Source organism: Providencia manganoxydans, assembly GCF_016618195.1.
In the GTDB taxonomy this organism is placed as follows: domain Bacteria; phylum Pseudomonadota; class Gammaproteobacteria; order Enterobacterales; family Enterobacteriaceae; genus Providencia; species Providencia manganoxydans.
The window spans coordinates 2,420,237-2,433,818 of record NZ_CP067099.1; the positions used below are offsets into that span (position 1 = coordinate 2,420,237).

General features: G+C 36.0%; 12 protein-coding genes and 1 pseudogene. 2 read left to right on the plus strand and 11 right to left on the minus strand.

What is annotated here, in order from left to right:
• Nucleotides 1-10: 10 nt before the first annotated feature.
• The 5 genes from JI723_RS10775 to JI723_RS10795 form a co-directional block, all read right to left on the minus strand.
• On the minus strand, nucleotides 11-1,018 hold the full coding sequence (locus JI723_RS10775) for a fimbrial protein (protein ID WP_140187752.1): 1,008 nt from the start codon (nucleotides 1,016-1,018) through the stop codon (nucleotides 11-13).
• Nucleotides 1,009-3,495: a fimbria/pilus outer membrane usher protein gene (locus JI723_RS10780; protein ID WP_272579790.1), complete on the minus strand. Its 2,487-nt coding sequence runs from the start codon at nucleotides 3,493-3,495 to the stop codon at nucleotides 1,009-1,011. The genes JI723_RS10775 and JI723_RS10780 overlap by 10 nt, the downstream gene beginning before the upstream one ends.
• A 9-nt stretch (nucleotides 3,496-3,504) precedes the next feature.
• Nucleotides 3,505-4,206: a fimbrial biogenesis chaperone gene (locus JI723_RS10785; RefSeq protein ID WP_070929587.1), complete on the minus strand. Its 702-nt coding sequence runs from the start codon at nucleotides 4,204-4,206 to the stop codon at nucleotides 3,505-3,507.
• A gap of 71 nt (nucleotides 4,207-4,277) precedes the next feature.
• A complete protein-coding gene (locus JI723_RS10790) occupies nucleotides 4,278-4,871 on the minus strand; it encodes a fimbrial protein (protein WP_272579789.1) in 594 nt (197 codons plus the stop codon).
• Nucleotides 4,872-6,425: 1,554 nt separating this feature from the next.
• On the minus strand, nucleotides 6,426-6,584 hold the full coding sequence (locus tag JI723_RS10795) for an MbeCy (protein WP_070929589.1): 159 nt from the start codon (nucleotides 6,582-6,584) through the stop codon (nucleotides 6,426-6,428).
• A 285-nt stretch (nucleotides 6,585-6,869) separates the two neighbouring features.
• Here JI723_RS10795 and JI723_RS10800 point away from each other — a divergent pair, with 285 nt between their 5' ends.
• The gene (locus JI723_RS10800) at nucleotides 6,870-7,835 is read left to right on the plus strand and encodes an FUSC family protein (protein WP_272579788.1); all 966 of its coding nucleotides are present in this window, start codon (nucleotides 6,870-6,872) and stop codon (nucleotides 7,833-7,835) included.
• A 169-nt stretch (nucleotides 7,836-8,004) separates the two neighbouring features.
• Here the strand turns inward: JI723_RS10800 and JI723_RS10805 are convergent, their stop codons facing one another.
• Together JI723_RS10805 and JI723_RS10810 are read right to left on the minus strand one after the other, a co-directional pair.
• A complete protein-coding gene (locus JI723_RS10805; protein WP_140179323.1) occupies nucleotides 8,005-8,997 on the minus strand; it encodes an FUSC family protein in 993 nt (330 codons plus the stop codon).
• A gap of 283 nt (nucleotides 8,998-9,280) precedes the next feature.
• Entirely contained in the window at nucleotides 9,281-9,919 is a 639-nt protein-coding gene (locus tag JI723_RS10810; RefSeq protein ID WP_272579787.1) for a hypothetical protein, read from the minus strand.
• A 167-nt stretch (nucleotides 9,920-10,086) separates the two neighbouring features.
• On the opposite strand from JI723_RS10810, the gene JI723_RS10815 reads away from it, so the two are divergent.
• Complete coding sequence (locus JI723_RS10815; protein ID WP_272579786.1) at nucleotides 10,087-10,293, plus strand: thiamine biosynthesis protein ApbE; 207 nt, start codon at nucleotides 10,087-10,089, stop codon at nucleotides 10,291-10,293.
• Nucleotides 10,294-10,430: 137 nt separating this feature from the next.
• On the opposite strand, the pseudogene JI723_RS10820 reads toward JI723_RS10815, so the two are convergent.
• The 4 genes and pseudogenes from JI723_RS10820 to JI723_RS10835 form a co-directional block, all read right to left on the minus strand.
• Nucleotides 10,431-11,532, minus strand: a pseudogene (locus tag JI723_RS10820) (IS3 family transposase).
• 482 nt (nucleotides 11,533-12,014) lie between these two features.
• The gene (locus JI723_RS10825; protein WP_319065958.1) at nucleotides 12,015-12,518 is read right to left on the minus strand and encodes a hypothetical protein; all 504 of its coding nucleotides are present in this window, start codon (nucleotides 12,516-12,518) and stop codon (nucleotides 12,015-12,017) included.
• Nucleotides 12,519-12,917: 399 nt separating this feature from the next.
• A complete protein-coding gene (locus JI723_RS10830; protein ID WP_306803278.1) occupies nucleotides 12,918-13,061 on the minus strand; it encodes a DUF7740 domain-containing protein in 144 nt (47 codons plus the stop codon).
• Between the two features lie 176 nt (nucleotides 13,062-13,237).
• A complete protein-coding gene (locus tag JI723_RS10835; RefSeq protein WP_272579784.1) occupies nucleotides 13,238-13,441 on the minus strand; it encodes a hypothetical protein in 204 nt (67 codons plus the stop codon).
• Between the last annotated feature and the right edge of the window lie 141 nt (nucleotides 13,442-13,582).

A 13,582-nucleotide genomic window follows, 5' to 3' on the forward strand; every position in this document is an offset into this window, starting at 1 on the left:
GTATCCCCTGTTAGTCATAAGTAATATTGAATAACATTTTAGCTTCGACTTCACCGGCAGAAATTTTTGAGCCAAACTGATAATAACGAGCGATATAATTCATACGAATTTCTTTATCTTGCGCGCTAGTTAACTCACCGACCTTATAAATTTTGCCCCATTCTAACTCTTTGTTCTTATCCGTTAGTACTTGAACACCAATCCCCTGAGCCATAGAATTTTTTGCCGCATTATCTAATACACCTTTATTTATTGGGGTATTAGGTGCTTTGGTTCCACCAAAGGTCATATTCACGGCAATAGAATCAGGGGAAATGCTGATCCCACCATTGCAAAGTAAATTAATTGGGAATTGTTTTTCACCAGCCGTTGTTCCTACACCTCTAAACTCTGTACGATTCACCGGCGGTAAGATCACATCTTGATTTTTACCTGTGGTAATTTTGCAAGAGGGTGACACGATGGTAATGGCATTTGCGTCTAATCGAGTAATTAAAGCAGGCATACCACCAGAAGCAACTTGATAGCCATACCGAGTGTATTCACCTGCATTAATAGTTCCAGAGCCTGTATTTTCTGCAATTTTAATAACTTGTAATTTAAATGTAGATTTAGCTAAGCTCACTGAAAATTTTTGCCAGCGATTACCATTTATTTTATAAACATCCGGGTAAATCATAGAAATAGAACCAATTCTTTCGAATCGCAAACCAATGCCAGGGACGTTGGTGCTATAAACTTTATTAGCGCCTTCAGTCATTCCGATCGCTGTCACAATAGCTTCCATAGGTGTTTGTCCATCACATGACGCGTAAGTTCCAACATTAGATGGCATTGGAAATGGTTGTTCTTTGATAACACTACCGACAGGTAAATCTGGCGAGACAATAACCCTTCCCATTTGCATATTTACAACAACAGGATTTTGATTTATTGCCGTACATGCCGCATATGCGGAGATACTTGATAGCACTGCCACCAGCGCTATCCCATTACGTAAAATCACATTTATCGACATACACTATCCTTACTGGTTCCGGCTTCCAGAGAAAATACGCACTGACCGTTATCCCATTTCACATAAGCATTTTTTGCTTCTTCATTACTAATAAATACTGTACCGCCTTGTCCAACTACACCAATTGATTCGCCTTGCTGGTTAGTCACTTCAGCGCCGAATGGCATTGGTTTTTTATCGAGACGTACAACATTAAAGGTACGATTGCGCTCAACTTTTGTGCCAAATTTTACTTTAACAATACTGCCTTCATATGGAACCACTTGTTCTGCGGTATTATTAAACACAATATCTTCAGGGCTCCCTTTAGGGTCAATTTCAATATTGTTGATGCGATAAGGTCTAACATAAGGTGCTAAAGCATAACCCCCCTTATTCACCCGCACCCCCGGCGCACTTGTAATTGATGCCCCTTCAGCCCCTTCGGCTTCAATCAAAGCCATCGTCGCTGACGTATTTGGTGTAAGAACCACACCGCCCGAATGTATAACGACAGAGCCGTTAGCGCCTAAGCCATATTGCCTATAACCTTGGCCTTGGCTGTAGTTAGCATTGGTATTAACATACGGTGAACGATAACCAGTGTTCATTGCGACACTATACTCACCACCATTTGCTGCCGCAGTGTTGAGCCCGTAAGTCCAGTTATTTTCGTCATCAAATGCACCATTAACCCCAAGCTGAGTAGAGCCAAATTTTTCGTTATTAAACGTTGTATTTGATGTTAGTGTCGTGCTTCGGCTATCACCATAATAAAGAGGAAGATTAATATTTAAGCTAATACGATCATCTTTCTTTCCATTATTATTATTGTCCGAATAAACACGCATAAAGTTAATAGAATAAGAAACTCGTTGAAATTGATTGTTATAGCTAAATTGATATTGCTTTTCCGTTCCTGAACGTTCCCAATAACTAGAGATACGCCCAGTAAAATAAAGTCCCCCAAACCCTTCAGGCAGATTTTGGTTTACCGTATAGCTAAAACCATTCTTTTCGCGCCATCTGTTATTTGCAATACCACGTTTATCATAATCAATTGCATATAATGCATCGTTTACATTGAAGTAATCTTTCGTTGAATAACGATATGCAGCTAGCGAGATATTCGTATCTGTTTCAGTAATTAAACGGTTAAACGTTACTCGGTAACTTTGACCATTATCAGTACGGTGTTTTAATGCTGTTCGTGATTGTGTAACGTCAACTGCAACAGCACCAATACCCGTATTTACACCCGTCCCAATTAAATAGGCTTGATAATCATCAAACGCAGTCACTCCACCATAGAGTGAAAAGGTATTATTTAAGCCATGTTGAATTGTTCCCTGCACAATATACGGGCGATTATGCAAACCATCAGTATCTGATTTCCCCGCAGCGACTTGGTAACGAGTAAACCCTGGGCGTAACAGTTGTGCTAACGATGAATAAGGCACGCTAAAGCTACTTTCACTACCATCTGCTTCTTTCACCGTAACATTTAAATCATTACCGTAACCCGATGGATAAACATCGTTCAATACAAACGGTCCGGGTGGTACTGAGGTTTGATAAATAATGGAACCGTTCTGACTAACCGTCACCAATGCATTACTTTGTGCGACACCACGAATTTCGGGTGCATATGATGTCATTCCATCTGGATACATGCTGTCATCAGTAGCAATTCTTGCCCCGCGTAACCCAATACTGTCAAAAAGATCACCATCCGTATAAAACTGGCCGGCAGTCACTTTTGATTTGATATCAGCAATCGGCTTTTGCAGATAGGTTTGGTTACTGTTCCAACTCGTACTTCCTGAACGCTGCCAACTTAAATTACCAATATGTTTTAGTAACCAGCCATCAACCGATAAACCTGCATTAAGTCCTAAATAAGCACTGGCATCATTTTGACCTTGAGAACCGCTAGTATGGCTATCATAATAATTGGCCATATACGCTAAATTTAACGCAGGAATACCTTTTTCCCAAAATTGCGGAGCGACATAACCACGTGATAAACGCTGCTCGTAAATTTGTGGAACTGAAATATCTAGACGTAGGTTCGAAGAACTGAAAGTATCGTTTACGTCCTTCATTGCATTCCACTCATTCAACGGGGAACAAGTAGACTCTTGCGCATTCAATTGCGGATTTAATTTTTCTGAATTAACGCCAAAATTACTCAACATAGCGGGTGTATAACAGACACCTAATTTGCCATCTTTTTGCTGAACAACATTTAAATCATAGCGACCTTTCCAATTACCGTTAGTATATACATCAACAGAGTACTTACCTTCACTGATTGCAGTCGTGTTGAAGCGTTCTAAATCAACATTATCTTTGCTGCCTACTATGAACCCACTATTAAATTCGTAGGTTGTGCCTTCAGCACTCCATGCATAAAATGTTGGCATCATACATACGGTGACGAAGCAGGTCACAGAGAGTGTATTGCTATATTTATTTATTAACTCTCGCTGTTTCATTTTTCTATCCTATTTAGCAGTCGTTTTTACTGCTATATCCGCACCGTAATCATTGATATTGTTCAAAACAACACTTTCACCTGCTCTAATTGCTTTTTTCAATACCACTGACGTTTGACTTTTAGGTGCTAACATTACCGCCTTATCCGTTAATCCATTTTTGCCATCGGTTGAAATTTTTGTAATGGTAATAAAAAATGGCGTAGGATTATTAATAGTCAGATTATTGCCATTAGCATTCACAACTAATTGTTCTGGTGCTAATTCGCGACTACCTAACCCAACAGGGCGATAGATAAATTTAAATCGAGAACGAATTGCTAGCTGTAAGAAGTTTTGATCTTCCTTTCCTGCTGTTTTTACTGTTGGTGGAATATCTAAGATATTCAGCCACCACAAACTTTCCTTATCTTGTGGGATCCCATTTTTATCCATCAATTTAATGCGTAGTGTTTGACCACCTTTTGCATCCAGACGAGATATTGGAGGTGTAATTTGAAATGGTGTTTTTATTGTATCTGGAGTTTCCGATGCATCACCGGTATCTAACCATGCTTGTGCGACCGCTGGCCTATCCGCCGTATTATTTAATTGCACGGTAATTTCTTTTTCATTTCCAGGATAAATAAATCGCGTGCCGTTAACAATAATATTATTCGCTAATGAAGATGCACTGAAAACGAAGCAGAAGAATAAAACAATTGCTTTCATTTGAACCTCTAAATAAAAGCGGCAGTAATCACTACCGCTTAGATAAATATTACTTTTGAAATAAATAAATATTATTCGTAAGTAATTTCGTAAGTTGCATAACTTTCTACGATACCAGATGTAACATCTTTAGGCGTTGAAGTTGCATATCCTACGAAATAAGTGAAACGGCTACCGTCAGTAATTTCAGTTGTTGTTGCTTTAGGTTGCGTTGCACTATTAGGATCGATTTTATTTTCTAACTTAGAGCTAGCATCTGTTGCTAAAACTAATTGGATATTTTCAGCTCCGTCCGCAGCACCAGTAACAGTGTTAGCTAAATAACCAGCATTAATACCTGAAGCACCATTTAATACGTTACCACCAGTCCAGTTCACGTTTAAAACGGTATCATCGTTAACACCTTGACATTGTGTTACATCAATAACAAATGGTTTTGCTTTTAAATAAGTATTTGCACCTGCTTCTTGAACTTCTTTTACTGAAACTGGCGCCAAATAAACTTTAGCATCACTACCTTGACCATCAACTGAAACAGTACAAGAAACGTCTGTCACTTTACCATAAAAATTAACTTGACCACCGCCTGCATTTTCAGTTGCAGCGAAAGCAGATGATGCACCAATAATTGCAGTAGCAACTGCTGTCAATAATACTTTTTTCATTGTCATTTCCTAGTATGAAGGTTTTATTATTACATTTAAAAGAACTTATTTAGTATCACACTGTTATTTAATAAATAATTAACGCAGGGATCCGACCATATATTAAATATAGTTATACACAAATCATTCGATATAATTTAATCACCTGGTAATAGTTTAATTAATAATATTGCTCTATCTCAATGAGTCCATTTTTGAATTAATAATCATAACGTGGTCTATATGATTTCGAACAGAGAATACATAAAAACTTAAATTACATTAAATCGTTTTTATTATCAGATACGAAGCTTTTTGATAGCTATAAACTATCAAAAAGCTTAATTTATACAATATTACTGATTGATTAAATTCACCAAATTACACGAATTACGACAATACATTAAATTAATAATTTAATATCTGCATTAAAGGAAGTATTAATATTAAAAAATTAACTTAATTTGATAGATTATAAAAAGCAAACCCACCAATATAAGCCCAAATAAGACCATCAAAATATTACATAGATACACTAAATTTATATATTCACCATAAATACCAGTCTAATTCGTACAGTAACGCATCAATTAACATAAATTAATTTTATGATTTTGCTAATTTGAGATTAGTGAGGTTTTATCAATTCATTTATTATATAATGTAGACACATCACATTTGGACTCGTGACACGCAAAAGGAGTATATTTATACTTATAGATGGAAAAAACAATATTTGTAGAGAAATAACTATTTTAAATACGATAATTAGAAATTAACCTTCATTATCTCCAACTGAACAGCAGAATTATTGATTTTAAAAATGCATCATTTCAAAAATTCTTTTTAATCCGCAATTTTATCTCTTGCCAAGCGTAAAAATGCTTTATTTGAAATAATCATTTTTTACTCATTTTGTTAGTAAATGTTATCAATTAATTTAACTAACCTTCAGTTTTACTTGATTGTATTTTATTTTTTCAAATTAATTTGAAAATGTAACCATTTGATAACTAATATTAAAAAATAATTCAATTCTAGGGTATGACCAACTAACTGGAATACGCCAGACGACCTTAAGAATACTCCTAAAACTCACATGATGAGTATAAACCGCGTATTATTTCACCAAACAAAACAAAATAGACACTCAAAAAAAGATTGAGTAGCATAAACAAATTATAATCTATCTAAAAATGTAGTCGTTAATTGTCAGAATAGCCATATAAAATACATTTAATTTAGGCCATAACATAAAATACACATCACATATTGACCATCCATAATCTCCAAAAATGAGAGCAAGGCCTCTTACCGTTTTATGTATAGTTTATTCTGTAACCAAACCTACAATGAATTTTACTTGGCCTAATAGTTTTATAATTAACAGCAAGATGAACAATGCTCTACCACCTCGAGCAAGATATCACTACCGCAACTTCTTATGTCATTCTGATGATAAGTCAACTTTATGCCATTAATCTTACGTAGTGCTCATTCGGACTAATGACATAATAAGAAATCAATGATACTGCTAGGGAGCTGTTATAGTTGCAGAGATACCCTATTCAAGTGTTACGACTGCTTACTATTTATGTTTTGATTATCTGGAGCAGCAAATGCAAGCTCCTTCATCCATTCAGAAAGAATAGGCTTAGTTTTCTTTGCATCAAGCTCAGCCCTCTCTTTTTTAGTTAGTCTAATTACAATAACTTCTGTTTTCATTTGCTGCATGATAATTCCTCCCACTATTGATTGCTAACCATGCCATAGTCAAAGGAAGGACAGGTCTTAATTACTTAATATTACAAATGCATAACATAGCAATACAAAACACCAATAACTTATACACAAATGACTATATGTGAAGATTTTATCTAAGCCTTATCTTTATGGTTTAAAAGGAGAGTAATATTTGCTGGAGCATATTAGAATATTTATGATAAATTCATTATTTCTCAATACGTTACTATTTTAGATATCGATCTTTAATTGAGTCATTCAATAGGGAACACTTAAATGCTAATATCAAAAATCCGCAGAGCTTTTATTTTATCTCTATGGGTGATAGCACCATGGATAATTGGGATCATCTTCCAACAAGCCATGTTTGGGCTTTTAATGTCTTTCGGTGGCTATCTGCTAGTGGTTTCATTCCCTAAACTCCCCCAAAAAAAGTCACTATTTGTTTTATTACAAGGTGCTTGCATTATTTCTATCTTTGCAAGTATCGGCGTTAGTATCCCCCTTGGCAGTCTGCTATTTTTTCTCTTTTCAGCAATTGCTGCGTACCTTCAAGGCTATTCAGAGCTACGAGCGACCTATCTACGATTACCTATCGCACTAGGTGTGTTAGCCTACTTTCTTTCTATTGGACAAATTCCCACTCAAGGTGCGCTATTTTATGCGATAGCATTTAGTGCTGGTACATTCTGGGGTGTGGTCGTGAATTTTATGATGTTACCACGTGAAATAAAGACTATCTCACCGGTAAAAGTAGAGATGAACCAACCTTCAGTGCAACGTTTTTCCATCGCTATCGTACTGGTTGCACTAATAGGAAGCGCAATCGCAACAGTGATCCCGAGCTTACATCCATGTTGGCTACCTGCTGCTGGATTAAGAGTGATGAAAGCCGAACGAACTGCAACATGGGTACGCTTAAAACAACGTGGCGCAGGTACCCTACTTGGCGCTATTGTTGGTGGGCTAATATTGGGGTTATATGACAACCCATGGCTGCATGTTTCACTTGTGGGGTTACTACTATTCGCTATGTTAATGATAGGAGCGAAACGCTATGGTTACTGGACTTTTTGTTTAACGGCTATAGCCCTTACCTTTAATTTGGCACCTAATGCAGGGCCTATTACATTAGCTATAGACAGATCCATGCTAACGATTTTGGCACTAGCTATCGCAATTACCATGCTATTGTTATTACCAAAGTCTGTAATCCCCTCATCAAACAATAACCCGCACTAGGCGGGTTATTCCGTTTTGACTCAATGATCAGGAAGAGATTCGAACCCTTGGTTGATACAGTATTGGTTGCGTGCACCACTGCTCAATCTAGCTAGTATCACACTTTGTCCCGTCAGGATTTTACTCCAGCCATCTCGTGCACCTGATTAATTAGGCTCTATATAATAAGTTATTTTGTAGCTCTTCTGTTTTTGATAGTTCTAAAGATATTTAGAGATAAACTTGCCAAGATTGCAACTGCACCTCCAATGAAGGTTTCATATACTCTAGATACTGGCAATAAATAAGTTGGATCATGTAAATATTCGGTTTCTTCTAGCAGCAGTAATACAAAGATAGTAATAGAAAATGTCTTAAGCATATAATTTAAATGGAAAAAAGTAGGAATAAAAAATATAACCAATGCTAAAACAATTAAATATACCTTAATATCCTGTGATTTTGTTACGCTAAACATAAAGACAATAAAAGTGGCTGCCAGTAAGCTTCCTAAAAATCGTAAGCAAGTCACTTTTATTATATTCAGCTCTTTTGGATGAAGAAGCATAACAAATGTTAATGGCGCCCAGTATGGTTTGTATAAATTTAGATAATCAGGAATGGACAGGCTAAGGAAGAGAAAAATACTAAATATAAATGCTCGAATATAAATATGCTCATTGCTATGAAACATTTGCTTAGAAAACAAACCATTTCTAAAGGCATGATTCTTATAATGTTTTCTTTTTAATACACTTAAAACAATTAAGCTAACAATCACCCCCGTAGTATACGCCATTGGTATATCAGCGCTGATAGAGCCGAGTGTTGTCCCCATGCAAGAAAAAATAATAATAAATGGAAAAACGCGATCTAAATAATCATCTTTTTTATAAAAAAGATAATAGCAGTATGATACAAGAAATAAATAAATATAAAAATAAATGGTTAATTTCAGTAGAAAACCAATCGCCCCCCCTACCATGACCAACAAAAGTAAAAAAGTCATATAAAAAATATTACTACTATCATTTTTCGCGTCATAAACAATACTCGAAAATAATGTAGTTAAAACACCAAACATACAACCAACAATGCCAAATAAGGAAAAACACACTGCTGAATTTATTATAACAGCAATAAAAAAGGTGCCATTATTACGAAAACTGACATATTCCGACATCCTAAAAATACCTCTCACCTAAGCCCTATCTAATTAAGTTTATTGGAATATTATGTTTTAGCATATTCGCCAATAGAGGTATACAACATAACCAAATTTGAATTATTGCTTGTTCTATTAATATGCATTTTTAATCAATAGCACTTAGCCAAAATCACCATAATAGATAATCTAAATATGACAATAAAATATCCACTCTGGTTTTGAAGTTCTATACAACAATTGAACAATCTATTATCGATAAGGCACTGTGTTCATTCACAGGCCGCACGCGTTATAAATTTTAATGCTGGCTTCTTTGCTTTTTACACTCTTCCATTGCGACGGAATAACCAAGCTCTGTATCTTGATTATATTCATAGCCAATAAAAGCGTACTCTAAATCAATATAAAAAGAATCTTTATATTGCTCTCCTGTAAGGCTAATGACAAAATTATCACCTTCAAAAGAGTAATAACGTTCCATTCCATTCATACTTCTCGCCTGCTTTAGCACACCATAATTTCTTTTTAAACTATTAGTAATTTTACCAAGAAGATTATGATAGTCCTTCACATTGGCCGGTTGACTTTTATAGCTGATAGCAAGTAACCCATTGAAAGTAAACCTATTATATTTGGGCATAATCAGCAGTTCATATTCCCCAGTATTTTTTATTGTTTCATCTAAGTTATTGGCTTTTACGACTACGAATGGGCATCTTTTGGGATCATTAATTATTTCATATGGCTCTGCTAGTTTGCTTTTAACCTCATCTAAATCATCACCCCATCTAAATCCGAATGGTGCAGAGTTTAGATCACTGAGAGTATTTTTTGGGGCTATCTTTTTTAAAGATATTGGTTCATTATCCGAGTTAGCCCAGGTAGTTATAGATATAATGGATATAAGAAATAAAGAAACTACATTTATTATTTTCACTTAGTTGTTACCATTGAACGATTAATCATTAATTTAAGGCACCTATTGTGCCAATTTATTTTTACGTAAAAAAGCCACACTAAGTGACCTATTGAATCTACGAATTATTTTGTATTTTACACATTAGTTTTGATAGCATTATCCCTCTTTAATATAGGATATTTTATATGCACAAAACTAAAGTATTGGCTTTACTTATGGTTATTACCGCTATAACCGCATGTTCTTCTGCGACTCAACACAATCCTGTTTCTAGCACTTGTGTGATCAAAATGGATACACCCGAGGGCGATTTGCCCGGCAAAATAGAACAAGCAAGTAGTAATAGTGAAGAGTGCAAAGCTATTGAGAAAGCAATAGATAAAAGCATTTGATCTCATCACTCATCATAGAGTAGACGGCTGATTTAGTTCAGCCAGACTGTTCTGTGCCACTAAAACTTTTGTCGCAAGAGATCCTGTGATTCGAAATCACTCATTGAGTGTAATGGTCAACAAATTCTGTAGAAGATCTAAGCGGCATTTTTTAGTTCATGATATTTTTGATGGGGCGTTAAATAACCAATCGTTGAATGGCGTCGATGATAATTGTAAAACTGAATGTAATTTTCAACTTCACAGACAACAGATTGATGATTTATAAACGATAAAGGGTTGAGTCTTTCTGTCTTTAAACTCCTAAAAAATCTTTCCATCACCGCATTGTCGAGGCAATTACCTCGCCGACTCATGCTTTGCGTTATTTTTCGTTCAAAGAGGTGCATTCTAAATTCTTCCGATGAATATTGGCAACCTTGGTCTGAATGGAACATCAAACTTGTCGTATCGGGTAATTGTCGTTCAATCGCGTTATCTAAGGCTTCTTTCACTAATTTCGAATCCGGTTTTGTCGACAAGGCATAACCAATAATTTCTTTGGTCGCTAAATCCAACACACAGGCTAAATAACTCCATCCATGATGATGTCTAATATATGTGATATCCCCGACATAATAGTGATTATGCTGTTCAGGCGAAAATTGGCGTTTAAGCAAATTAGGGGCATATCGATGTTCATTACCCGATGAGGGATAGTCGTGCTTTTTCGTTGGTATAGTTGCAATTAATTGCTTTAATTTCATGATCTTAGATACTTTATGAGTGCCAATTTGGTGCCCTAAATCGTTTAGTTCTGCTTGGATACGCCTTTTGCCATACTTCTGACCCGATGCATCAAAAATACGTTTTATTTCGCCACACAGCCTTTCATTTTCAACTGTCGGTATTTTCGTTTCATATAATAAAAGCGACTGCTGCTTACTTCAAAAATGTGGCATAACTCAGTGACAGTGAAATTTGGGTACATTATTTTCATTTGCTTCACGATTTTGAGTTTTGATTGTCGAGAATGCAGTAAGCAGCGGCTTTTTTTAATATATCGTTATCCCTCTGAGCACGCTTAAGTTGAGCTTCTAATTCTTGTATGCGTTGTTGTTCGGGGGTAAGTGCTTTTGATTTTACAGGCGTATTTCCCTTTAACTCAGCAAGATATTGTTGCTTCCATCGCGATACGGCAGATTTACCCGCTCCCGATATTTTTTCGACTTGGATATTACTGTATCCCCCTTCAACCATGAGTTTTGCATATTCCAGTTTTTGCTTTGCGCTAAAGGTCACTTTTACTTTTCAGGTCATATTTATACCTATAAGATTTTGCTTAATTATAAGCTATAAATCTCTACAGTTTTATTAGACCATTACACATATAAAGGGCTTTACATATTTGGAGTCCTTTTTAGTCATTGTTTCTAGCCTCTTCAATTTCCCGTATTGCTTAATCCTTCCAAATGATGGCTTTTACCGCCCACATTTGAGCATCCATAATGCGACGCATGGCTTCATCATGGATCATCAGCGCCTCTTCTGATGCCACATCCTCCCTACTGTCATGCACCAAATCAATCAGCTCTGCTGATTTTTGTTGCGGATATTGTCCAACGATATTTTGAACTAGTCGCCCATACCGACAGGTTGGAATTAGTGAGCGTTGTTACCACGTTCTGTTTATTCCCTCGGATTCGGGGGAATTAATAACAAAAATCAGATGATGATTTATATCATTGTTCCCACTGCCATTCCCAAGACTTGCTATCTCCACCTATGGAGCCTAAACTCTGAAGTCTTTCCCAATTTCGGTCGTTCTCTATTTGCTTCATTCTACTCTCGATATATTGCTTTTCATCTCTAGATAGATCTCTATAAATATACATAGCCTCAAGCGAGCTATACTCCCTATCTAAAGATTCGATTTTTCGTTGCGATGCTTCAGATTGCTCTTTTTCCCTCTTTCGCCTGACATTCTCTTGCTTATCTCTTTCATATCTAAGATAATCCAATGAATAGGCATATGAGCCATCATTTTGACTTCTTACAGCGGCTCTGTTTTGTTGTTGCTCTAATTCAACCTCAAACTTTGTTTTGCTCTGCCCCATTGAATAGGTATTTATGGGTTTAACTCCACTAGAGGATTTTTTAATTTTTTGGTTTTCACTTTTTATCTCCATTGCAGGTGTGGAGCATCCAAGCAAAAATAAGTAAGGTAATATGATTATCGCTTTCATATAGTCACTATAAGTAATTATTGGTATTAGATAGTATTCCAATAAATACTTTTAGCGCTCAAAAATTCCATAATCGTTTGACTTATATTTAACAAAATACAATCCTTAGACTTTGAAAGCAAAAAGCCCCACCGAAGTGAGGCTCTATTTTCTTTCGTTTGGGATAATGAAATGCAAAATTCCCATCATTAGAGCCATGATAGTCCATAAATCCGAAAAATTAATAGTTACTTTCTATTTATATCCTTATTTATAGAAATAGACTCTCTTTTGGTTACCACATGCAGCATTTTATCAGCGTGAGCCTCCTCTTCGAAGGAATTTTCCACCAAGAACTCAAATATTGGCTTGAAGTTGTCATAACATGTTGTTTTCGGGATATCGATAACTGTTTGCAGCTTAATGAATATACGCTAAGTGTTCTTTGAACTTGCGCTTTAATAGCCCTACACACTTGCTGACTGCTTCATTATACTTATGAATAGCCCAACATAATTTTAGTGTTGTTAATACGCTCATAAACGCTTCTGCTTCGTTTTTCATGCTCTCACTCCAGACAGTAGTTGATCTAATCGCTTTAAATGCAAGCATCTGAGTCCAGTAACATTAGCAAATGACAACTCTCATTTAACACTTGAAGTCATAAATCGAGTTGTCATTTGCTAAAGTGACCTGTAGCTCGTTAAATTTCTCCTTGATAATATCGAGAGCGTTTTTAGCTAACTTATATTCGTAAATTCCACCTCTTTTTTACCGATGACCGAGATCGCGCCGACTTTATTCATCTTCTTAAAGAGAGCAACAGTTATCGATTGCTTCACCGCTGACAAAGCGACAACTTGCTTAGTTGTGAAACTAGATAAATGAGATACAGCGTTAATAATTTCAGCTGACTTTATTGCTTCAAATGTTTTTGTGATCATGACTTCTCCTTGTTTAGATTGTGACGATTTATTAACTCCCTGCGGCACTCATTTAGATAAATAACTAGCTTATGCACTTCATCTAAACGTTCATCTAGTTGCTTTAGTTTTTCTTCTGGTGTCACTTTTTCGCCCTCCGCT